The sequence below is a fragment of the Pseudomonas sp. M5A4_2d genome (assembly GCF_053345295.1).
Map to the genome: position 1 here is coordinate 204602 of NZ_JBKEZW010000010.1, position 23120 is coordinate 227721.

The 23120-nt window shown below is 60.5% G+C and carries 20 protein-coding genes; 9 read left to right on the forward strand and 11 right to left on the reverse strand.

The genetic code is table 11. The features are described 5' to 3' along the window. Window position 1: 1 nt before the first annotated feature. From ACLBW8_RS23040 to ACLBW8_RS23055, 4 genes are all read right to left on the reverse strand, one after another. The gene (locus ACLBW8_RS23040; RefSeq protein WP_447806390.1) at window positions 2-784 is read right to left on the reverse strand and encodes a hypothetical protein; all 783 of its coding nucleotides are present in this window, start codon (window positions 782-784) and stop codon (window positions 2-4) included. Then, window positions 777-1613, reverse strand: coding sequence for a DUF4123 domain-containing protein (locus ACLBW8_RS23045; RefSeq protein WP_447806391.1), 837 nt, complete (start codon window positions 1611-1613; stop codon window positions 777-779). The genes ACLBW8_RS23040 and ACLBW8_RS23045 overlap by 8 nt, the downstream gene beginning before the upstream one ends. Continuing rightward, the gene (gene tssI, locus ACLBW8_RS23050; RefSeq protein WP_447806392.1) at window positions 1613-3631 is read right to left on the reverse strand and encodes a type VI secretion system tip protein TssI/VgrG; all 2019 of its coding nucleotides are present in this window, start codon (window positions 3629-3631) and stop codon (window positions 1613-1615) included. Before tssI ends, ACLBW8_RS23045 begins: the two co-directional genes overlap by 1 nt. Window positions 3632-3932: 301 nt before the next feature. Beyond that, window positions 3933-4919 carry a diaminopimelate epimerase gene (locus ACLBW8_RS23055; protein WP_447806393.1) on the reverse strand — a complete coding sequence of 329 codons (987 nt, stop codon included), beginning with the start codon at window positions 4917-4919 and terminating at the stop codon, window positions 3933-3935. Window positions 4920-5277: 358 nt separating this feature from the next. On the opposite strand from ACLBW8_RS23055, the gene ACLBW8_RS23060 reads away from it, so the two are divergent. After that, window positions 5278-6429 carry an MFS transporter gene (locus tag ACLBW8_RS23060; RefSeq protein WP_064451736.1) on the forward strand — a complete coding sequence of 384 codons (1152 nt, stop codon included), beginning with the start codon at window positions 5278-5280 and terminating at the stop codon, window positions 6427-6429. Window positions 6430-6455: 26 nt separating this feature from the next. On the opposite strand, the gene ACLBW8_RS23065 is transcribed toward ACLBW8_RS23060, so the two are convergent. From ACLBW8_RS23065 to ACLBW8_RS23090, 6 genes are all read right to left on the reverse strand, one after another. After that, window positions 6456-7004 carry a type III secretion effector protein gene (locus ACLBW8_RS23065; protein WP_447806394.1) on the reverse strand — a complete coding sequence of 183 codons (549 nt, stop codon included), beginning with the start codon at window positions 7002-7004 and terminating at the stop codon, window positions 6456-6458. A gap of 1 nt (window position 7005) precedes the next feature. Beyond that, window positions 7006-7368, reverse strand: a complete 363-nt coding sequence (locus tag ACLBW8_RS23070; RefSeq protein ID WP_156526268.1) for a hypothetical protein — start codon at window positions 7366-7368, stop codon at window positions 7006-7008. Window positions 7369-7495: 127 nt separating this feature from the next. Beyond that, entirely contained in the window at window positions 7496-7873 is a 378-nt protein-coding gene (locus tag ACLBW8_RS23075; RefSeq protein WP_447806395.1) for a hypothetical protein, read from the reverse strand. A gap of 180 nt (window positions 7874-8053) precedes the next feature. Further along, entirely contained in the window at window positions 8054-10474 is a 2421-nt protein-coding gene (locus ACLBW8_RS23080) for a TonB-dependent siderophore receptor (RefSeq protein ID WP_447806396.1), read from the reverse strand. Window positions 10475-10571: 97 nt separating this feature from the next. After that, window positions 10572-11525: a FecR family protein gene (locus ACLBW8_RS23085; RefSeq protein WP_447806397.1), complete on the reverse strand. Its 954-nt coding sequence runs from the start codon at window positions 11523-11525 to the stop codon at window positions 10572-10574. Between the two features lie 23 nt (window positions 11526-11548). After that, the gene (locus tag ACLBW8_RS23090; RefSeq protein ID WP_447806398.1) at window positions 11549-12049 is read right to left on the reverse strand and encodes a sigma-70 family RNA polymerase sigma factor; all 501 of its coding nucleotides are present in this window, start codon (window positions 12047-12049) and stop codon (window positions 11549-11551) included. Window positions 12050-12194: 145 nt separating this feature from the next. On the opposite strand from ACLBW8_RS23090, the gene ACLBW8_RS23095 reads away from it, so the two are divergent. The 3 genes from ACLBW8_RS23095 to ACLBW8_RS23105 all read left to right on the forward strand — a co-directional run bounded on the left by ACLBW8_RS23095 (window position 12195) and on the right by ACLBW8_RS23105 (window position 15878). After that, window positions 12195-12995: a glucose 1-dehydrogenase gene (locus ACLBW8_RS23095; RefSeq protein ID WP_064451732.1), complete on the forward strand. Its 801-nt coding sequence runs from the start codon at window positions 12195-12197 to the stop codon at window positions 12993-12995. Further along, window positions 12988-14814 carry a glycoside hydrolase family 15 protein gene (locus ACLBW8_RS23100; RefSeq protein WP_447806399.1) on the forward strand — a complete coding sequence of 609 codons (1827 nt, stop codon included), beginning with the start codon at window positions 12988-12990 and terminating at the stop codon, window positions 14812-14814. Before ACLBW8_RS23095 ends, ACLBW8_RS23100 begins: the two co-directional genes overlap by 8 nt. 158 nt (window positions 14815-14972) lie before the next feature. Then, complete coding sequence (locus tag ACLBW8_RS23105) at window positions 14973-15878, forward strand: alpha/beta fold hydrolase (RefSeq protein ID WP_447806400.1); 906 nt, start codon at window positions 14973-14975, stop codon at window positions 15876-15878. Between the two features lie 156 nt (window positions 15879-16034). Here ACLBW8_RS23105 and ACLBW8_RS23110 read toward each other — a convergent pair whose 3' ends face one another. Beyond that, the gene (locus tag ACLBW8_RS23110; RefSeq protein ID WP_447806401.1) at window positions 16035-17003 is read right to left on the reverse strand and encodes a GlxA family transcriptional regulator; all 969 of its coding nucleotides are present in this window, start codon (window positions 17001-17003) and stop codon (window positions 16035-16037) included. 94 nt (window positions 17004-17097) lie between these two features. On the opposite strand from ACLBW8_RS23110, the gene inhA reads away from it, so the two are divergent. From inhA to ACLBW8_RS23135, 5 genes are all read left to right on the forward strand, one after another. Next, complete coding sequence (inhA, locus tag ACLBW8_RS23115) at window positions 17098-17778, forward strand: isonitrile hydratase (protein WP_447806402.1); 681 nt, start codon at window positions 17098-17100, stop codon at window positions 17776-17778. Window positions 17779-18486: 708 nt separating this feature from the next. Then, window positions 18487-19926, forward strand: coding sequence for an undecaprenyl-phosphate glucose phosphotransferase (locus ACLBW8_RS23120; protein ID WP_447806403.1), 1440 nt, complete (start codon window positions 18487-18489; stop codon window positions 19924-19926). Beyond that, window positions 19926-21386 (forward strand): mannose-1-phosphate guanylyltransferase/mannose-6-phosphate isomerase, encoded by a 1461-nt coding sequence (locus ACLBW8_RS23125; protein WP_447806404.1) that lies wholly within the window; start codon window positions 19926-19928, stop codon window positions 21384-21386. The genes ACLBW8_RS23120 and ACLBW8_RS23125 overlap by 1 nt, the downstream gene beginning before the upstream one ends. Window position 21387: 1 nt before the next feature. Then, window positions 21388-22299, forward strand: a complete 912-nt coding sequence (locus ACLBW8_RS23130) for a glycosyltransferase family 2 protein (protein WP_447806405.1) — start codon at window positions 21388-21390, stop codon at window positions 22297-22299. Window positions 22300-22328: 29 nt separating this feature from the next. Then, entirely contained in the window at window positions 22329-23108 is a 780-nt protein-coding gene (locus ACLBW8_RS23135) for a polysaccharide biosynthesis/export family protein (protein WP_064451724.1), read from the forward strand. Window positions 23109-23120: the final 12 nt, after the last annotated feature.

A 23120-nucleotide genomic window follows, 5' to 3' on the forward strand; every position in this document is an offset into this window, starting at 1 on the left:
CTTATTCATTGCACGTTGGGTAAACATCACATATGCGCCCATCCGGCATTTGTATGGGTTTAAAGTCTGTAGTAAAGCCGCCACAAGCCCCCGTCAGGTCTTCGAAACTCGTTCCTCTGCAACGCTTCCACCCTCTCGGAACCGCTATCCATCTGTCTCTAAACGCAGGTAACTCTTGCTTGGTAACAGTCAGCACCAATCGGAGTTTTTTACCCTCGATCTGATCACGTTGAGCGCCACCGCCCGGCTTTGTTTTTTCTGGCAGCCCCATTGCATCCAACGAATGGCATTGCAAAATTTTCCTGATCGCATGCAATGGGCCCACCGTCCGAAAATGCCATCGACATTGCCCTTGCAACACCTGAACCCCAGATTCGGGCATGGTCGGAAAATCATCTGGCAGGCGATCTCGAATAGCGATACTCCCAAAATCCCTGCCGACGTCCGTGTCCCGCTTCCCCCACTTCCCATAAAACTCGAACTGAACGCTGTGCAGCACCGAAGGGCAACCTTCAATGGTTTCGCTTAACGGCAGCTCATAACTCACCCGGTTGGCCACCGGGCTGAACTCAGTAAAAAAGACCTTCCGCTCTGGTCGCTTGCCTCTACGTACTGGCAACGTGCAGGTCTCACCTGTAGCCGGGCGGTAATTAGCAGCAGTTTTAAGTTCAAAATCCGCCGGTAAATCCACCTCCAGCGTAAAGCGATCAACCGGCCCCATCGCACACCCCGACAGCCATCCCATTCCAAGCGCAACCCAAACGCTGTGTATCAACCTACTCATGCGTATCTCCCAACCTTCGCCACTGCTCCACCACCCGTTCAAAATGATCACCTGGCGCCTCGCCCACCATCGGCTGCCAGCGAATCACGCTGCTTTGCGTCGCCTCTTCCAACCTGTGCACGACCAAAAATTCGAGCTGCTGCGGCTCCCGCCATTGCCAGGCACGGGCTTGTTGCAGCACTTGGTCCAGCCAGACCCGGGGGTCTTGGAATTCAACCAGCGCGGCGAGGCTTTCGCTGTGCTCGGTCAGCAGGTAGCGCAGGATATTGGCGTGCAGGATGACTTCGGCCTGGGGGTTGGGCGTGTTCAACCAAGGTGCAGGTACAGGGACCGAATACTCGCCGGGCGCCGGGTTTTCGCTCTGGCACCAATGGCCGTCGTGCCAATAGCACACACTGATCAGTGGGCCGAGGAACGCCGGCCAATGCTCGTTCGGCAGATGGGCCAGAGCGCGGGCCAAGGTACGGTTATCTTGAAAGCGATACAGGGTCTGGCTTCCAACCGCCCCTACTACCAGGCGGTCGCGCCAGTGTCGGACCACGCCAGACAGGTCATCGTCGGGCAGGCTGCCCAGCCAGCCCCAGTTCGCCTCTGGATACTGCAACAGGTCGACCAGCGCGGGCTCACCCACCTGCTCCAGCAGCAGAATAAAGGGGCCTGCCGCTGCCAGCTCGGCCACGGCTGTTTCACCGTACAGGCTGCAATACTGCGACAGATTGCGGCCCGCCAAGAGCGATTGGCGTGCGTCGTAGTTACCGTCAAGGATCAGGCACAGTCGGCGCCCCGCCTGGTGCTGTTGGGCCATCCACTGGCCTGGCTCACTCGGCATCACGCGGCCCTCTGCGTGACAGTGCAACGGCCTTCGCGACATTGCTCACACACCGGGCAAAAGTCCGCGCCCAACTGTCGGGCCATGTCCAGAATGGCGCCCTGCGCCGCCGAGATGTTCGGTACACCCGCTGCCCACAAAGGGTTCGCTGGCCTGGTCACGGGAGGCAAGCCACCGACGGTAATTGGCCTGCTGCTGAAAATGCCACCCGCCTGGATCAGCAGGTGCTCGCCACCGGCCTTGAAACTCAGGTGTGCACCCGCGTCGATGACCAGGCTGGCGCCTGCCTTGAGGTAGATCTGCTGCCCAGCCTCGATGACCATGGACTGACCAATATGTGTCTGGCTGTCACCTTGCACGTGCAAATGATCGTTCGCTTTGAGCTCGGCCTTGCGATCACCCGTAATGGATCGATACTCCCCGTTTTCCAGTTGAACCGTGCTTAACCCCCGAATGATTTCACGGCGCTCTCCGGCCACTTCCAAGCGGCTGTCATGGCCCACCCGCTGCTCCAGATCGCGTTGGGCGCGCAGGTAGATGAGTTCCTCGCCGTGGCGGTCTTCAAGGTGCAACTCATTGGCACCCGCGCCGCCCTGGGAACTGCGGCTGCGCAACACACTGCGCGTCTTGTGTTGCGGCAAAGGATAAGCAGGCATGTGCAATGCATTGGGCAAGCAACCGTTGATCAACGGCTGGTCGGGATCGCCCTCCAGGAAAGTCACCAATACCTCCATGCCCACGCGCGGAATCAGCATTGCGCCAAAGCCATCTCCCGCCCAACCGGATGCCACCCGCACCCAGCAACTGCTTTTGTCGTCGGTGTTGTCCAGGCGGTCCCAATGAAAACGCACCTTCACCCGGCCATAGGCGTCGCAATGCACCTCCTCGCCTGCCGGCCCCGTCACAGTGGCGGTTTGGCTGCCTTGGATGGTCGGCTTCGGGTGTTTGAGGGGCGGCCTGTGCGCTGCGCGCCAGGGTGTTGCGGTGAATCGGTTGCGATACCCCTGGAATGTGTCAGCCGCAAACACCGCTTCCTCCAGCACCTGCGGTTGATAGCCCTCATGGCGCACCGAGGTGAGCAGCCACAAGTCGTTACAGGAAGGATCGGGGTGTTCACACAGCTCAAGAAAATGGCCGCTGCTTAACGCCGGTTGATCGCTCCTGCCCAGTGCGCGATGACGGTCGCTTTGATGTCGCTCCAAGCCACGACGCGCCAATTGCCGGCCCCGCGCATGAGCGGTGAAACCGGCGGGATAACGATAGTCTTCGAGGGGTTGCGCCGATGCAGGGCCGGCCGTGTCTTGCAGGCGCAGCGACGGATGCTGGAAGTCGTGATCGCGAAGCACCATTTGCCGAGTGCGGGTTTCCAGGCACAGGTCGAAACGCCGGATCGCTCTCGCTTCGCCTGCCAGCTCGCCCGTCGAGCAAAAGCGCTGCGCAGCCAAGCGCCGAAACACAGTCTGGTCATCACCGAACACCAGCAGATGATTGTTCGGGCTGTGGCGAAAATGGTAATGAATGCCCTCCTCCTCACACAACCGCTGGATAAAGTGCAGATCGGTTTCCGCGTACTGCACGCAGAACGTGCGTGGCGGGTAGACCACAGGGCCGAGTTCGAAGGCATAGGCGTCGGCAAAGATGCCATGGTGTTCAAGGACCGCCGCAATGATCTGCGGCACGCTGCATTGTTGGAAAATCCGCTGGTCGCGCCGATGGGCAAGACACGCCAGGCGGGGGGCCAGAGTGAGATGGTACCGGGTGAGTCGAACGCCCGGGTCATACCGGCCGACCGCGTAGACCTGCCCGTGCAGCCCGGCATCGGCTTCGCCGAAGTCCAGGTAGGCGGGCTGGTGGAGCAGCGCCTCCAGATCCAGGGAGGGATTTTCACTGACTAATTGCAGTTTAATGAAAAAGGGTTGATTAACGACTTCGCGGCCTTTGAACGCCAGCACCTGAAAGTCGTTGTTTATTTCTGGAAGTATCAATTTGAAACGTGAAACAGCAAACGTATCAACCATCCGCAAGTTACCCATCATCAATGATTTGATTGAAAGGCTTTCTCCCTTCGGATGCTGATTTAACTGCCGGGAAAAAGCGCCTGAATGCGTTGAAGCTTAGCGATTCCAGGCGAAAAGCGGCCCTTAAAAGATAAAAAAGAAGTTTCGTACGGTGTAGCCGGAAGTGTCTTTTACAGAATAAGACAAAAGATTAGTTACCCTCCTCCAACAACGAGAACACTCCCACACTAACTCTACAAAATTACCTAACAGACAAGGAAACAGCTGACACTTATTAAAGATATCAGCTGCACTTCCAAATTCAGGTTTGCGGGCGTGCAGCCCCGAACAAACTGACGCTCAGCAGCGTTTCACCCTGACTCTGCAACCGTACCGGCGCCGTGCCACCCGGCATGACCACCGCCACGTCCCCTGCCTCGACCCAACCCGCCCGCCACGCTGCGCATGCCACCGCGCTGGCGCTGGTCCCGGAGGACGCGGTAGGCCCCTCACCCCGCTCAAACACGCGCGCGATAAGCTGATTGCCTGTAGACCGAGCGGCCCATTGCAGATTAACCCCGGCCAAACACGGTTGGCCGCGCCCGGCTGGTGGCGCAAAAGCAATCGCCTGCAGCGGCTCAAACAGTGAGGGGTGGAGCATCGACTGATTGTCAGGTAACGCCGAGGTTTGCTCGACGAGCGTGACGCAATGGGGATTACCGACACGGACAAACTGGCTTTGTGCCCAGTGCCGGTTGATCGCCGCCAGCGCGTCGACGTGACTGAATTCGCGCGCGCCCATGGCAACCGAATTGATACCGCAAGCACCCACCGCTGCTGGCCCAAACTCCGGCTGTCCCAGGGCCAGCCAGAATCCTGCAAGCTGTTCGTAGACCGCAGGTTCCACATAGGTCGCAAGGGGTGACGCGGTATCCGCGTTGTCGTGATGCACCCGTAACTCACAGCCTTGAGTCATCAAGCCTTGATCAGTGAGCGACTGAGAAAAAATCGTCAGTCCATTACCACTGCGCTCGGCAAGTGAGCCGTCCGTATTGACGATCAATACGTCAAACGGCGGCGCCGACTGGAAGGGCCCGACCAATAAACCATCGCAGCGGTGTGCCTTGGCATCCGCTGCACGCGGCAACGCGCCCCATCCACATTCAGACGCGATAGCCGACGAAGCCCAATCCTTGCGCGTGTTCGCGGCCAGGTCGGCGCGTTCGGGCACGTCAATGCCTCGGTTGCGCAAATAGCCCGGACTGACCACGCCATAGATATTGCCCCGTGCGTCGTAGAACAGGGTCATATCGCTACCTGACTGAAAATTTTCATCGGCTCATCCGTCCAATTGCATTCACATTTGGCGGCAGCGTATTACAGAACGGTCGTCCCGTGGGAAGTGAGCTGGAAGGTGGTAATCCAACGCAAGATAGCTGGGGTTCGTCCATTCTCGCGCAGATTACGCACCTTCCAGACCACCGCCTGAAGACTCGATAGCCTTTGTGTGGTAGCGGCCCTTGAGTGCGTTCCAAGGCTATAAAAATAAATTCCCCGCCTGCGCGCCAATCCCTATCGCCAAGGGAACCCGGCTCGCTCGACAGGGCCTGATGTGCAAGGATGTCGCGCCGGACATCGTTCGTTGAACGCAAAACCAAGGATTTTTCATGACTGCCATCCCCACCCCAGCGCCCGTGGTTCCCGGGCGGCTGGAGCAAATGTCGACCCGTATCGCCTTTTTCATCGCCGGTTTCGGCATCGCGGCCTGGGCGCCGCTGGTGCCGTATGCCAAAGCGCGCGCAAATCTCAATGAGGGCACACTGGGCCTGTTGCTGTTGTGCCTGGGGGTTGGGTCGATTATCGCCATGCCCGTCGCGGGCGCCCTGGCCTCACGCTATGGCTGCCGACGCGTACTGACGGCCGGCACCCTCATGATCTGCCTCGCGCTGCCAATGCTCGCTACGGTCAGTTCGATTCCATTGCTGATGGCCGCGCTGTTCCTGTTTGGCGCAGGCCTGGGCAGTGTGGATTCGACGGTCAACCTGCAAGCGGTGATCGTTGAACGCGCCAGTGGCAAAACCATGATGTCGGGCTTCCACGGTTTGTTCAGCCTGGGCGGCATTGTCGGCGCGGCGGGCGTGGCCGGGTTGCTGGGGCTGGGCTTGTCGCCGCTGCAGGCAACACTGGTGGTGATCGTCATCATGGCGGCGGCACTGCTCAAAGCCGGACCGCACCTGTTGCCCTACGGCAGTGAAAGCTCGGGCCCGGCGTTTGCTGTACCGCACGGTGTGGTGCTGTTTATCGGCTGCCTGTGTTTCATCGTGTTTCTGGCCGAAGGTGCGGTGCTGGATTGGAGCGCAGTGTTCCTCAGCGCCGAGCGCGGCCTCGATGAAGCCTATGCCGGCCTGGGTTATGCGGCGTTCGCCTTGACCATGACTGCGGGGCGCCTGACCGGTGATGCCATCGTTCGACGCCTGGGCGCCACCCGGGTGATCGTGATTGGCGGCACGCTGGCAACCGCCGGCATGTTGCTCGCTACGTTATTCCCGGCCTGGGAAACTGCATTGCTGGGGTATGCGTTGGTAGGTGCCGGTTGTTCGAATATCGTGCCGGTGCTGTACACCGCCGTCGGTAAACAGAAGGTCATGCCGGAACATATCGCGGTGCCGGCCATCACCACTCTGGGGTATGCCGGCATTCTCGCCGGCCCTGCAGTCATCGGCTTTATCGCTCACGGCAGCAGCTTGAGCACCGCCTTTGTGCTGATTGCAATGCTGCTGGCCGGCGTGGCTATCAGCGGCAAAATTCTCAAGGTGTAAACCGCTCACCGCACAAGACCAGGGTGTTACCTGGCTTTGTGTGTCGCGTGCTGTTCCAGCCAGCGCTCCAGGCTTTTGTTGCAAAGCCATCCCTCGTGCCTGGGGCGACCAAACATACGCGTGTTATTGGCGCGCTCCAATGAGCGTAGTAAACCCGGGCGCTCAATGATGTTTTTTGCCGTGTACACGCAGTGTTCGCTGTACTTCTTCCTGGGTAACCCAGTGGCGGGCTCCAGAATGGGCATGCCCCGTGAATCGGTGTCGTCGGGGTCATTCATCACGGTTTCAAGCAGTGCGATGTCCAGATATTCAAAGGTTTCAAAAAACACCGTGCGGTCTTTGGACGTGTCCCTCAATGGTTTGAAATAGCCTTGTAAAGCCTGCACGACCTCGGTGTTGCCCTGGCCATGAAAAGGGTCCTGGCTGAAGGCGCTGGAGGAGCTGTTGCCCCGTAACGTGGCGGCGGCGGCGTTCAAGCTGTCGCGGGTGATATACCCCGTGCAATCGATGATCGCGTCGTTCAGCGACGGGCGATTGAGAATTTCCCTGATCACCAGAATCATACGGTCCCGCACATTACTCTCCCGTCAACGCTTGCGCTGCGATCTGGCGCAGCGACGACTGCGTCAAGCGACCTTCTTTCAAGAACGCATGCAGGTCGCCAAAGTGTCTCTCCAACTCGCCCGCCAATTGGCTATCCGTCGAGGTCGGACCGGGAGGTGTGGTGTTCGCGCGAGCAGTGGGTGCATTCTGCAGCGTCTGGTGGCGCAGCGAAGACAGGCCTGCGCGCAACAACGCAGGCCGTCGTACCGGCACATCCGGCGTTGCGTATTGCGCGTCGCAAGGTGGATGAAAAACGGGTGGCGGCGAAACCCAACGGGCCTCTGGCCCGCCCATCGTCGTTGGCTGCCCGCACGGTATTGCACCATCAATCTTCATACGTCATCTCCCACCTGTTGCAGATCTGTACTTGCTTGAAAGTCACCATCAAGGTGCCCCCAATCATCGAATTGATGCCTGGGCAGCAAGCAGCGGATATGTGGTTAGTGGCGTGCAATAGTTCCGGTCAACGGGCGAATACCCATAACAGCATGTAAAAAGACCCTGAGACGCCGGTTAAAGCTGGCCTTTGCCCACGCCACCAGGCGGCGAGGCCATTGGTCAGCGCGGCCCACACGCAATGGGCTTGCCTCAACCCCTTGGCATCCGGCTGGCTTGCATGCCCCGGCGCAAGCAGGCCACGGATAAAATCATCGGCGACTGGGGCCTGGAATTTGCGCTGGCCCACAAAGGCTTTCACTCGCAGCGCTTCGGTGGCGTGCACCTTGCGCAGCGCTGCTGATGCCCCGTCCACGTTTTCCGATGTTGAGCGAGCAAGGATATGCCGGCAGTGGAAGGCGCCACGGCCAGCGGATTGGCCGGATTGAAACAAAGTTGAAGTCATGTATGGGCCCTGGCTCAGCGTCTGAAAAGCGACCAGTACGATCAAATCCTCTGGTTATAGGCTGTGTGGCAAACGCGCGAAAACAGTTCCTGCGCAGGCCGTACGCAAGTGGGTAGCCGCTGGGTAAACAGGCAAAAAAATCGCAGCCCGTGAGCTGCGATGTTTCATTTCAACGGCCGGTCAGAACCCGACGCTTGCCTGTACGAAGAACGTACGCGGCTCGCCAAGGTACAAGCCGGAATTGTTGTCACTGGAGCGTGTGTAGTGCTGCTGGTCGAAGACGTTTTTCACACCCACACCCAGTTTAAGGTTCGACAGTTGCGCACCGAAGTCATACCCGCTGCGCACGTTAACCGACACATAACCCGCGATATCCCCGTACTGGCCATCGGCGGTGCCCTGGGTAATGTAAGTGGTGCCGGTGCCTGGCGCGCGTTGACCGGACTGGGCATAGACGTCCAGGTTATGGGTCCAGTGGTTGATGTCGTAACGCAGGCCCAGTGTCGCCACTTCACGAGAGTACAGCGGCAGGTCGCGGCCCTTGAACGGTACATCGCCTTCGGAGGTGGCCTTGGTGTAGGTGAAACCGGCGCTGGCGGTCAGGCCGTCGAGGCGTGGGTCCAGGTGCGACAGGTCATAGTGGGCCGAGGTTTCGATACCCTGGTGTTTGGTAGCACCCAGATTGGTCCAGCCCACGTCGTTGCTGACGTATTGCAGCTCATCCGAGAAGTCGATGTAGAACAGCGTCACTTCGCCGCCCCAGACGCTGTCGTTGTAGCGCGTACCGATTTCGTAGGTCTTGGCTTTTTCCGGGTTCAGGCCGTTGGCGGTCTGGTCACCGTTACCGCCCTGCCCGAGTTGGAAGTACTGCAGGCTACCGAAGGACGTTTCGTAGTTGGCGAACAGTTTCCAGGCGTCGGAGACGTGGTACATCACGCTCAGGGCCGGCAGCGGCTCGTTGTTGCTGACCTCGCGATTTTTCTCCTGGGTGCGCACACCGTTCAAGGCGACTACCGGGCGGTCGTGCCAAGTGGTCTTGATGTCTTCGAAGCGAATGCCCGGGGTAATGGTCCACTTGCCGATATCGATTTTGTTATCGATATAGAAGGCGTTGGCCTCGGTGCCGCCGGTGCGGTCCTGGTAGACGTGCCCGTCGTTCTGGCCGCCCGGCGTCGGTACGTTATTGACCAGGTTCAAGCTGGTAGCCTGCTCGTGCATGCCTTCCTTGAGGTAGCGATAACCCAGACTGACTTCCTGGGTGCTCGGCCCCACGTCGAACACGTGGGACACCCGTGGCTCGATGCCGAAGGTGTAGTAGGTGCGCGGGTAGGAACTGATGGTCTTCAGGTCGCGGTTGGCGATGTTGCTGCCGCGGAAACTGTCGGAGTAGTAAGTCAGCACTTCGGCCTGGGTACGGTCGTCGATCTGACGGATGTACTTGAAGGACACGTCCTTGCGCCGGCCGCTGAAGTTGTCCCAGTCACGCACCGACTGATACGGGTTGGCGCGGAACTGCTGCTGAGTCAGGCCGCCGGGCATATCGGCGCTGGCGTCGTAGTAGTGGAAGTTCAGCGAGAAATCGTCTTGATCGGTCGGTGCCCAGTGGGTCTTGAAGATCACATCGTCGATGTCGTTGCTGTTGTTACTGCTGCGATAGCCATCACCCTTGACCCCGGAATACAGCAGCGCTGCGCCGATACCGTTGTCCGCGGTGCCGCCGACGAAGGCGTTTTCAATGTGTTTCCAACCGCCGTGGGCCGAAGTTTCCAGGGTGGTGCCGACGTCGCCGGAGAATTTTTCCGGGATGGCGCGGGTCACGAAGTTGATCACACCACCGACGTTCTGTGGCCCATAACGCACGGAGCCGGCCCCGCGCACCACGTCGATGCTGTCCAGGTTGCCGGCGGAAATCGGTGCCATCGACAGTTGTGGCTGGCCATACGGGGCGAACGCCGCCGGCACGCCATCGATCAGTACGGTAGAGCGTGGCGACAGGCGCGAGGTCAGGCCGCGAACGCCTACGTTCAGGGAAATGTCGCTGCCGCCGGTGCCGTTGGCTTCCTGCACCTGTACGCCAGGCACACGGCGCAATACGTCACCGACGTTCATCGCGCCCTGCTCCACCATTGCTTCGCGGCGGATCACCGTCCGCGCGCCGGGGTGGTTCTGCACCACTTCGGCATTGGCGTCGCCCAGCCAGTCGCCGACCACCTTGATGTCGGTGACGCCCAACTCCAGCGGCGAGCCGGCTTCCCCGGTGCCGTTGCTCTGCGGGCGCAGGGTCACGGAGCCCGCGTCCATCTGATAATCCAGGCCGCTGCCGTGCAGCAATTGGCCCAGTGCTTGTTCGGGCGAGACATTGCCATCTACCGCAGGGGCTTGTTTGCCCGCAACCATCTCAGGGCTGAAAAACACTTGCAGGGACGTTTGCTGGCCCAGCTGGCTCAACGCTGCGCCCAACGGCTGGGCCCGAATATGGATGCCATCGGCAGCGTAGGCTGCAGGCAACGCGGCGCTGACAGCCAGTGCCAGGGCGAGTGGAGCCCAGCAGGCGATTTTAGTGTTGCTCACTTTATTGTTGTACACGGCGAGTTTTTTCACGTCGAACCTAGTCCTGTGATCGCAAGAGTGCGCGACTGTTAATGCAAACCAGTTGCAGTTGCAGAAGAAGACGTAGAACTCGAAAAAAACCTGAATCTCAGCGTGAAATAATTTCCTGACTGCCATCCGGCAAGGCGCGCACCGCGACCGGCAGGATGTGCGGCAAGGCTTTGAGCAAGGCGTCGGTGTCGCTGGACTTGAACACGCTGGTCAGGCGCAGGTTGCTGACCGCAGCGGTATTGACCCGCAACGGTTGCTCGCGGTAACGCGATACTTCCCGCACCACTTCGCCGAGGGTGGCGTTGTTGAACACCAACTTGCCGGTGCGCCAGGCCGTCAGCTCATCGGCATTCACCGCATACGCCGCTGCGACTTGCCCTTGAGGATCAACATGCGTGCCCCGCCCCGCCGTAAGCGTGACGATTTGATCCGACGAGCGCCCCTGTACCTTGACCGTGCCGGCCTCGACCACCACGCGGGTCTGGTCGTCATCGCGGCGCACATCAAACCGCGTGCCGGTGACCGTCACCTGGCCGGCCCCGGCAGCGACAATAAAGGGACGGCGGGTGTCATGTTCGACGCTGAACATGGCTTCGCCCTGTTTCAGCTCGACACCGCGCCGGCCCTTTTCGTAGTGCACCGCGACGACGCTGCGGCTGTTGAGGTCCATCATCGAACCGTCGGGCAAGGCCACCTGGCGATGCTCGCCCAGGCGAGTGCTGAACTCGGCGCTGTAGGGTTTGGTGTGATCAAGCGCGCTGAATAGTCCCAACCCCAAGGCAGCGGCGACCACGCTGGCGGCGATGGCATAACGCAAGATTGCCCGGCGCTCGGGGCGCTCGACCGGCTCATCGCACAGGGCCTGCAAACGGGCCTTGGGCAACAGGTCGGTGGCGCTCCACACGCCTTGCAGCAGGTCAAATTCGTATTGGTGCTCCGGGCACTCATTGCGCCAGGCGTCGAAACGTTGGCGCTCTTCGACGCTCAACTCGGCGTCTTGCAGGCGTACAAACCATTGCGCGGCTTCGTCGCGAGAACGGTTATCCATCATGGAAGATCCTGTTTCAAGGCGGGTCATGGGGCCATCGCATCCAGGCGGTCACGCAGATGCCGCAGGGTGCGGATCATATACTTTTCCACCATGTTTTTTGAAAGCCCCAGGCGTACGGCGATTTCCTGCTGGGTGAGACCCTCGATCTTCTGCCAGATGAAAATCCTGCGGCAGTTGACGGGCAACTCGGCCAAGGCCCGCTCGATGGAGTCCGCCAACTGGATCGCGTGCATGAAATGCTCCGGGTCGCCGCTGTGGGGCGAACGCTGATCAAAGGTTTCCAGCGCCAGCGCTTCACGGCGGTCTTCGCGGCGGTAAGCGTCTACGGCGATATTGCGCGCTGTTTGATGCAGATAAGCGCGCGGTTGCTCAACCTCGGTCGGACGCGACTCGAGCACCCGCACGAAAGTGTCGTGGGCCAGATCTTCGGCCTGCTGACGGTTTTTCAGGCGACGTGTCCAGGTTCCGATCAACTCTTCGTAATGCTCGAAAAAGCCTGTTCTGCGGGGCGGCTGAGGAATCATCGCGAGAGCACTGGGGAGGCGGGACGTGAATAGTAATGCTTCCTATTAAGCGGGGCAATTGATTCCCGGCGTGCGGGTGCCGGGTGAACTTGTGCCCCATCGCGTCAGTCAGCAGAAAGGACTCTCATAAAACGGTGGGTGGGCGATGCAGATTTCATTGCAACAACAAGTGGCCCTGGTCACCGGCGCCAGTTCCGGCATTGGTGCTGGCGCCGCCAAGGCCCTGGCCGAAGCCGGGGCGGCCGTGGTGCTCAATTACAATTCCCAGGCGGCACCCGCCGAAGCCCTCGCCGCTCAGATAAACGCCGACGGCGGCCGAGCGGTGGCCATCGGTGGTGATGTGTCAAAAGAGGCCGACGTGGAACGCCTGTTCGCCCAGACCCTCGACGCCTTCGGCCACCTGGATATTCTGGTCGCCAACTCCGGTTTGCAAAAAGACGCCAACCTGGTGGACATGACCCTCGACGACTGGAACACCGTGATCGGCGTCAACCTCACCGGCCAGTTCCTGTGTGCCCGCGCCGCCGTGCGTATCTTCAATCGCCAAGGCGTGCGCGAAGGCGTGTCGCGAGCGGCCGGCAAGATCATTCACATGAGTTCGGTGCATCAAATCATCCCGTGGGCCGGGCACGTGAATTACGCGGCCTCTAAAGGCGGGGTCGAGATGCTGATGCGTACCCTTGCCCAGGAAGTCAGCGAGCAGCGCATACGGATCAATGGCATTGCACCGGGTGCGATTCGTACGGCGATCAACCGTGCGGCCACGGAAGGCGCGGCGCAAAAGGAGTTATTGAAGCTGATTCCTTATGGCCGGGTCGGCGACGTGGAGGACGTGGCCAATGCGGTGGTCTGGCTGGCGAGTGACGCCTCCGATTACGTGGTCGGCAGCACCCTGTTCATCGATGGCGGCATGAGCCTTTATCCGGAGTTTCGTGGCAATGGTTGATTTCAAGAACGAACCTCAAAGCGCCATTGATGCCCACGGCATCATCGGTGATATGCGCAGTGCAGCGCTGGTCAATGACACCGGCAGTATCGACTTTTTCTGCTGGCCGGAATTCGACAGCCCGTCGATCTTTTGCTCGCTGCTGGACACACCTGAGGCCGGCGCTTTCCAGCTCACTCCCGACCTGCCCAACGCCCGCCGCGAGCAAATCTACCTGCCCGACACCAACGTGCTGCAAACCCGGTGGCTGAGCGATGAGGCGGTGGTGGAAATCACCGACCTGCTGGCGGTCACCGAAGAAATCGACGACCTGCCGCTGTTGATCCGCCGGGTGCGCGTTGTCAGCGGCAAGGCCACGATCCACCTGCGCTGCGCCGTGCGTCATGACTATGCCCGCTCGGCAACGCACGCCGCGGCCGACGAGGGCGGCGTGCTGTTCACTGCCGACGGCCAGCCTGGCCTGCGCCTGGTCGGCAGCCACCCGTTAAGCCTCGACGATCATTCGGCAGTCGCCAGCTTTACCCTGACCCAGGAAGAAGGCGCCGAATTTGTATTGGGCGGCGAGGACGATCCGCGCGTGACCAACCACTGTACCGACCTGTACCTGGAGCGCACCTTGAAGTTCTGGCGCGGCTGGATCGCGCAGTCGAATTACCGCGGGCGCTGGCGCGAAATGGTCAACCGCTCGGCCCTGGCCCTCAAGCTGCTGACCTCACGCAAACACGGCGCCATCATCGCCGCCGCCACCTTCGGCCTGCCGGAAACACCCGGCGGCGAACGCAACTGGGACTACCGCTACACGTGGATCCGCGACGCCTCGTTTACCGTCTACGCGTTCATGCGCCTGGGCTTTATCGAGGAAGCCAACAGCTACATGCGCTGGCTCAAAGGCCGGGTCAGTGACTGCTGCGGCCAGCCGACCAAAATCAACATCCTCTATGGCATTGACGGTCGCCAGGAACTGCCGGAAACCGAGCTGGACCACTTCAGCGGGCATGGCGGCGCCAAGCCTGTGCGCGTCGGCAATGAGGCCTTCGACCAGATCCAGCTGGATATCTACGGCGAGCTGATGGACGCGGTGTACCTGGTTAACAAATACGGTGAAGCCATCTCCCACGAAGGCTGGAAACACACGGTGGAAGTCGCCGACCAGGTTTGCGAAATCTGGAATCAGAAGGACGTCGGCATCTGGGAAATGCGCGGCGAGCAGCATCACTTCCTGCACTCACGCCTGATGTGCTGGGTGGCGCTGGACCGCGCAATCCGCCTGGCCTCCAAACGCTCGCTGCCCGCCCCGTTCGCACGCTGGGACCAGACACGGCAGGCGATTTATGCCGATATCTGGAGCAACTTCTGGAATGAAGAGCGCGGGCACTTCGTGCAACATATCGGCAGCACCGCCCTTGATGGCTCGATGTTGCTGATGCCGCTGGTGCGCTTCGTCGCGGCCACTGACCCACGCTGGCTGTCGACACTGGAGGCGATCCAGAAAAGCCTGGTGCGTGACGGCATGGTTTATCGCTACCGCAACGATGACAGCCAGATTGACGGCTTGCAAGGCACCGAGGGCGCGTTCGCCGCCTGCTCGTTCTGGTACGTCGAGTGCCTGGCGCGGGCCGGTCAAGTCGAGAAAGCCCACCTGGAATTCGAACAACTGCTGCGCTATGCCAACCCCCTGGGTTTGTACGCCGAGGAGTTCGACAGCCAGGCCCGGCATCTGGGCAATACACCCCAGGCGCTGAGCCACTTGGCGCTGATCAGCGCAGCGACCTTTCTGGACCGTAAACTCAGTGGGGAAAAGACCGTCTGGCAACCCTGACCGGGACGCCACCAGGGAACCCCAGCCGGTGCTGAAAAACGCCGGCCTGCTGGCTACCCATCCCGGCGAGCAAGACTATTGCCCTCAAGTACATGCCGCATCGTCATTCGGTATCGGCTAGAGTTCCAGCACCTTCGGCCACCTCGTTCGAGCGCATCATGAACACATCCGCCCCGCTACTTTACGTGCGCACTTCCATGCTCGATGTGGCCTATGAAGCCCACGGCCCCGACGACGGTGAGCCGGTTATCCTGTTGCATGGTTTCCCCTACGACCCACGCGGCTACGATGACATTGCGCCGGCCCTGGCCGAGCGCGGGTGCCGGGTGTTAGTGCCCTACCTGCGTGGCTATGGCCCGACGCGGTTTATCGATGAGCAGGTGATGCGTTCCGGCCAACAGGCGGCGTTGGCCAAGGACCTGCTGGATTTCATGGATGCGCTGTCTATCCAGCGCGCGACCCTGGCGGGCTATGACTGGGGTGGGCGCGCCGCCTGTATCGTCGCGGCGCTGTGGCCGGAGCGGGTGCGTGGGTTGGTGACCGGGGATGGCTATAACATTCAGGATATCGCCCAGTCGCCCACGCCAAGCGCACCGGAGACTGAGCATAGGCTGTGGTACCAGTTCTACTTTCACACCCCGCGCGGCGTAGACGGTCTGACCGCCAATCGTCGTGAGCTCTGTGAGTTATTGTGGCAGCTGTGGTCACCGACCTGGGCCGAAGGTCCGGCTCTGTATGGCCAGACCGCGCCGTCGTTTGATAACCCGGATTTTGTCGAGGTGGTGATTCACTCCTACCGCCATCGTTTCATGTACGTCCCCGGCGACCCGACGCTGGAGTTCATCGAGCGGGCCCTGGCACTGCAGCCGCCGATTTCGGTACCGAGCATTTCGTTGTGCGGCGCCGATGATGGCGTGGGCCCGGCCGCGGTTGAGGATGACGATGTGGAACAGTTCACCGGCGTTTATCGGCGCGAAGTCTTGGCCGGCGTCGGTCACAATATTCCCCAGGAAGCACCGCAGGCGACTCTTGCAGCGATTTGCGAATTGCTTGATCGGACGTGACGTCAGCGTGCAGCCGCGACCCTGACACTGAAGACGTTACCCTGCCCTGCCCTGGCAACAGGCCTGGGCGAAACGAATCATTTCATCTTCTGAAAGCGCCGGCGCTGAAGACGGTGCAATAACACATCACCTGGGTTCAAACCGGTACGTTTTCATTCAGGCCGGTTGGCAGAAGCGCTCGCGATAGGCCTGGGGCGTGACGTCCAGGGCCCGCAGAAAACTGCGTCGCAGGGTCTCCTCGCAACCGAAACCACACTGCACGGCGATGCGTTTGATCGAGGCTGTGCTGTCGGCCAACTGCCGGCGCGCGGCGTCAACGCGTATCAACTCGACCGCACGCGCCGGAGTTTGCCCGGTTTCAGCGCGATAGTGGCGTACAAAACTGCGTTCGCTCATACCCGCCTGGGCCGCCAGTGTGGGAATGTTCAGATCGAGGCTGAGGTTTTCGGCGATCCAGACGTGCAAATCGGCGAAGCGACTGTCACCTTTTTGCAAGGACAAGGCCGCGCTGAATTGGGATTGGCCACCCGGACGCTTGAGAAACACCACCAGATGCCGCGCCACTTCCAGGGCAACGGCCCGGCCGAGGTCTTCCTCCACCAGGGCCAGGCACAGGTCGATGCCGGCCGTTACACCGGCAGAGGTCCACACCGCGCCTTGCTGGATGAAAATCGGGTTGGACTCCACCGTCAGCAAAGGGTATTTGCGCGCCAGTTCGTCACAGCGAGTCCAGTGGGTGGCCACGCGACAGCCATCGAGCAAGCCGCTGGCGGCCAGCAAAAAAGCGCCGGTGCACACCGAGGTCATGCGCCGGGTGTGCTGGGCTTTTTGCTTCACCCACCCCACCAGTGCGCCGTCTTCGGCGGCACCGTACACACCCCAGCCGCCGGCGATCACCAGTGTGTCGCACGGCGTGTCGGCTGCGGGCAGAGGTTCGGCCAACAGCGCCAAGCCAGCCGAGGTGATCACCGGCGTCGTCTGCGCGGCGATCACCGAGGCCGCGTAGGGCAACGGCAAGCCGCGCTGGCGTGCCAGGTCGTTGGTCGAGGCGAACACCTGCAACGGCCCGGTTACGTCGAGTACCTGTGCGTTATCAAAAGCGAGTACGTGGATTATTCGAGTCATGATTGGCGTAATTGGTGGGCTTAATGGCGTATACGCCAAAGCCTAGGCCTCTAGAGTGAAGCCGTCTACCTCTCCCGTAATCGGAGCTTCACTCATGACCTTGCAGATCGGTTTTCTCTTGTTTCCCGGTATCCAGCAACTGGACCTCACCGGTCCCTATGACGTGCTGGGCTCGCTGCCGGATGTGGAGTTGCACCTGCTGTGGAAAGACCTGGCGCCGGTCACTTCCAGCACCGGGCTGGTGTTCACCCCGACCATGACCTTTGCCGATTGCCCGCGCCTGGATGTGATTTGCGTGCCCGGCGGGGCCGGTGTCGGCGCGCTGATGGAGGACCCGCAAACCCTGGATTTCTTGAAGGACCAGGCACAGACCGCGCGCTACGTGACGTCGGTATGCACCGGTTCGCTGGTACTCGGCGCGGCGGGTTTGCTGCGCGGTCGCAAGGCCACCACGCATTGGGCTTACCACGACCTGCTCGCTCCGCTCGGCGCGATCCCGGTGCAGGCGCGGGTGGTGCGTGACGGCAACTTGTTTACCGGTGGCGGCATCACCGCCGGGATCGACTTCGCCCTCACGCTGGCCGCCGAGCTGTACAGCGAGGACGTCGCGCAACGGGTGCAACTACAGATCGAATACGCACCGGCGCCACCCTTCGACGCGGGCAGCCCGGAAACCGCCCCCAAGCACGTTCTGGAGGAAGCCAACAAGCGCACAGCGGAGTCGCATCGGGTACGTGCCGAGGTTGTGGCGCGCGCCGCTGCACGGCTGCGCTGACTAACCCTGCCCCGCTGGACGCGACATCAGCGCCCAGCCCATTAATGGGGCTTGGCACTGCGGGTAGCGCTCGAAGAAATGGCTGAATGCGTGAAGTCGATCATTTCTTCCACGTCATCCGCCCGAGCGCGCGACCGGTAAAGTAGTCAAATGGATACAAACAAAAAATTGCGCTGATACTTTTTTAATAAAAATGCCGTGGTCGGCGCCAACTGCCTTTTGGACAACTTTATAACAAGGCACACGATTTTTACGCGTGCGTTTGAAAGGTCGCTCATACCCGCTCGAACGCCATTTTCAGGGCACTTGGGCCGCCTTTCAAAACCCTCCTTGTCCCTCTTTCCTACCTCCATTCAAAAAAGGTTTTCCCGCCCGGCAGGAAAATTCTCACATTTGTTTCTACACTCAAAATCACACCCTAGGACCGAGTGAATCGACAAGGAAGGTCAATAAAATGACACACAAAAAGACTAAACAAGGTGTCTACGGCAGCCCATCCGAAAAAAAGTCAACTTATTGACAAGGTCAGAAAAAAGGCGTTTTCTCTCACTGACAAAGCCAATAACCGGAAAACTCCTTTAGCCACTGCCCCCACGCATTTCCTTTGTTTTGGAAGGGAAAGGCTTGCGTTTTACCCAGAGTTGCCATCGTTCGCCCGCCCTCAAAAGCAGCGAACAGAAAGCCTGGAGTGCAATGAGGGATGTTTTTATGCGAGAAAAGTCGTCAGTCGTAAGCCTGTTTCTAACCCGTGCGGGTTTTGTTGAGTTCTTTGTGGTTTTCGTCAAATTGGTACACGGCCTGACTGCTATCTTGCCACCGCTGGTCCTGGTATTTTTCTTCGACACAATGGACCCCCAATTGCGCCCCCATTTCCTCGGCCTGCTGCTGTTTTTTGCAGTGCTGAGCGTGATTCTTTTCCATGCACTGGGGATCTATTCAGAAGAGTTGTTCAGCAATCGTCTGCGCCTGCGGACCAGCATCGTGGCCTGGTCCTCCGCGTTCTGCATCTTGCTGTTCATGTACCAGATCCTGCAGTTTTTCCCGCAATTGACTCCGCGCAACCTGGTGGCCTGGTACTTCACCAGCCTCGGGCTGTTCTGCCTTGAGCGCCTGGTGATGCTGCGCCTGTATCGCAACCTGATGCGCAAAGGCAAATACCTGCAACGCACGGTGATCCTGGGCTTCACCGACACGGCCGTGCACGTCGCCGACCACCTGCAACGCAATGGCGATATCCGTTCCGGCCTGATCGGTTTCATCGACGACCGTACCGAGCGCATTCCCAAGGAATTGAGCCACCTGCCCCTACTGGGCAATACCCGCGACCTGGAAAAGCTGATTCGTGCCGAACAGGTCAACCAAGTGATGATCTGCCTGCCCTGGGCCGCCGAAAAACGCATCCACGGGCTGGTCAATCGCCTGCGCCAGATGTCGGTGAACGTGATGCTGGTGCCCGACATGGCCGCCTTGCGCTATGGCCACAGCCGCATCACCGACGTGGGCGGCATTTTGATGTTCAACACCTCGCAGTTACCGCTGCGCGGCTGGTCGCCGTTCATCAAGCGCTGTGAAGACTTGCTGCTGGCCAGCCTGGCCTTGGTGGCGCTGTCGCCGGTAATGCTGCTGACGGCGATCGCGATCAAGCTCGACTCCAAGGGCCCGGTGCTGTTTCGCCAGAACCGGTTCGGCTACAACGACAACGAGATTCGCGTGTTCAAGTTCCGCTCGATGTTCACCGACCAGAGTGACTTCACCGCCGAGCAACAGACCACCCGCAAAGACCCGCGCATCACACGTGTGGGCCGCATCATTCGCAAGACCAGCATCGACGAGCTGCCGCAGTTGTTCAATGTGCTGCTGGGCAATATGTCCATGGTCGGCCCACGCCCCCACGCCACAGCAACCAAGGCCGCGGGTATTCCGTTCGAAGTCGCGGTGAGCGAGTACAGTTCGCGGCATCGGGTCAAGCCGGGCATCACCGGCTGGGCGCAGATCAACGGCTACCGGGGTGAAACCGATACCCTGATCAAGATCCAGAAACGTGTCGAGTACGACCTGGAATACATCTCCAAGTGGTCGGTGTGGTTTGACTTGTACATCGTCTTCATGACGGTCCCGGCCGTCCTCTCCACCAAGGAAGTCTATTGATGAATACCCTCAACGGATTAATTCCCTGCATCATTTCCGGTGGTTCGGGCACACGGCTGTGGCCGGTCTCCCGGCAGAACATGCCAAAGCCTTTCATGCGCATGCGCGATGGCCAGAGCCTGCTGCAAAAAACCTTCCAGCGCGCCGCCAAACTGCCCGGCGTGGAAAGCGTGCTCACGGTGACCAACCGCGACCTGCTGTTTCGCACCCTGGATGACTACCGCGTGGTCAACAAGGCCCACCTGCCCCTGGACCTGTTGCTGGAACCATTCGGCCGCAACACGGCGGCGGCCATCGCAGTGGCGGCGCTGCACGTGCAAGAGCATTTCGGCGACCAGGCGCAGTTGCTGGTGATGCCCGCCGACCATTTGATTCTCAATGAGGTCGCGTTCGCCGAAGCGGTCACCCAAGCCCGCGACCTGGCCGAAGCCGGCTACCTGGTCACCTTCGGCATCAAGCCCGACCACCCGGAAACCGGTTTCGGCTACATCGAAAAAGGCGAAGCACTGGGCGACGGCTTCCGGGTCAAACGCTTTGTCGAGAAACCTGACCTGGTCACCGCGCAAGGCTACCTCGACGGCGGCAAGCACCTGTGGAACGCCGGCATGTTCTGCTTCAAGGCCAGCACCCTGGTGGACGAACTCGCCGCCCACGCCCCCGACGTGCTGACAGCGGCCAAAGCGGCACTGGAACACAGCCATGACCTGCAAAACAAAACCTCGCGCCAGCGTGAACTGGACCCTGACGCTTTCGGCAGCGCGCCGGATATATCCATCGACGTGGCGTTAATGGAGAAGTCCAAGCAAGTCGCGGTCGTGCCCTGCGACATTGGCTGGAGCGACATCGGTTCCTGGGAAGCGCTGCGCCAACTCACGCCCAGCGATGCGCATGGCAACCAGGTCAACGGCGAAGCGATTTTGCATGACGTACACAACTGCTACATCGACTCGCCCAAGCGCGTACTGGGCGCCGTGGGCATACACGACCTGATCATCGTCGACACCCCCGATGCGCTGCTGATCGCCGACGCCCACCGCAGCCAGGACGTGCGCTTTATTGTCGCCGAACTCAAGCGCCAGAATCATCCGGCGTACAGCCTGCACCGCACCGTCACGCGGCCGTGGGGCACCTACACCGTGCTGGAGGAAAGCAGCCGGTTCAAGATCAAGCGCATCGTGGTCAAGCCCCAGGCGTCGCTGTCCTTGCAAATGCACCATCACCGCAGTGAGCACTGGGTGGTGGTCAGCGGCGCCGCACAGATCACCAATGGCGACCGCGATTTTCTGATCAACGCCAACGAGTCCACCTACATTCCGGCCGGGCACAAGCACCGACTGACCAACCCCGGCATCATCGACCTGGTGATGATCGAGGTACAAAGCGGCGAGTACCTGGGCGAAGACGACATCGTGCGTTTTGATGACATCTATGGGCGCGCGCCCGCAGAAGTGAAAAAGTGACATGCGCACCTCGTTGATCATCCCGACCCGCAACGCGTCCAGTCACCTGGCGCGGCTGCTGCCTGCGCTGAAAATGCAAACCCTGCAACCGGACGAGATGCTGGTAGTCGACAGCGCCTCCAGCGATGACACCGTGGCACGGTTTCGCGACTTCGGCGCCCGGGTCGAGGTGATCGACGCCCAAGACTTCAACCACGGCGGCACGCGCCGCTGGGCCAGTGAACAGGTGGACGGTGATGCGCTGATCATGATGACCCAGGACGCGATCCCCGACGGCCCCGAGACCTTTGCCAACCTGCTTGACGAATTGCAGCAAGACCCGCGCAGCGGCGTGGCGTACGGCCGGCAATTGCCACACCCCGGCGCCGGTGTGCTGGGCGCGCAGTCGCGGCATTTCAACTACCCGGCCCAGAGTCGCAGCAAGAGCATGGCCGATGCACCGCAGTTGGGCATCAAGACCTGCTTCAGCTCCGATTCGTTTTGCGTATACCGACGCAGCGCATTGCAGGCAGTCGGCGGCTTCCCCGCCAATGTGATCGGCAGCGAAGACGCCTACGTCGCTGCGCGCATGCTCCTCCAGGGCTACACCGTGCGCTACGCCGCCACCGCGCGGGTGTATCACTCCCACGATTACCGACTCATGGATGAGTTTCACCGCTACTTCGACATTGGCGTGTTCTACGGTCGCGAGCCGTGGATTCGCCAGGCCTTTGGCGACGCTGGCGGTGAAGGTAAACGCTATGTACTGGCTGAGCTCGCGGCCTTGCGCGCAGCCGGTGCATTGCACCGCGTACCCGAAGTACTGGTGCGCAGCGCGTTCAAGTTGCTCGGCTATCGGCTGGGCCATCTGGAACGCCGGCTCCCCCTCGCCCTCAAGCGGCGCATCAGCATGTTCCCCGGTTATTGGAGGTGAGCATCATGACCCACAGGAAGTCCCCCTTGATGAAAAGAACCTTGCTCGTCCTGGCCATGATGGCGTTGGCCGCCTGCAATACGCCCGCACGCATCGTCCCTCCGGACGACAAGACCATCGAAGATGGCAAGCGCGCCCTCGACCAGCTTGCACAGCTACCAGTGGCCGTAGAGCGTATCCGCGTCGGCGACCAACTGCGTATCGTACGGGATGCCGGGGAGATGCCGACCTTGTCCGCGTTCAACGTCAGCACGATCTATGAGCTGACGCTGTACACGGTGCAAACGGACGGCAAGATCAACTATCCGTTCCTGGGCCCGATCCAGGTTGCCGGTCGCCAACCCTCGGAACTGGCCAGCGAGCTGACCAAAAAGCTGGCGCCGGTGTACCGCGAGCCACGGGTGACGGTGAACATCAACCAGGCACCGGCTAACTCGGTGATCGTCGGCGGCGCGGTGAATAACCCGACTGCGGTGCAGATCGGCACGGCCAACACCTTGGAGCAAGCCATTGTCGGTGCTGGCGGGGTGAACCCCTCGGGCGATGCGAGCATGGTTGCACTGCTGCGTGAAGACGCCCAGGGCGCCTATCACGCCTACTTCCTGGATTTCAGCCAATACCTCAAACCCGGCCCCAACGGGCGTAAATCGGTGCGCCTGCAACGCGGGGATGTGGTGTTCGTGCCTAAATCCAACGTGGGCGAGCGTATCCAAGGGGTGGACACCTACTTGAACCAACTGATCCCGTTCACCAAGTCGATCGGGGTTGGCTACAACTACACGCGAACCAGCAGCAGTTCCAGTAACTAAAGGAGCGACATC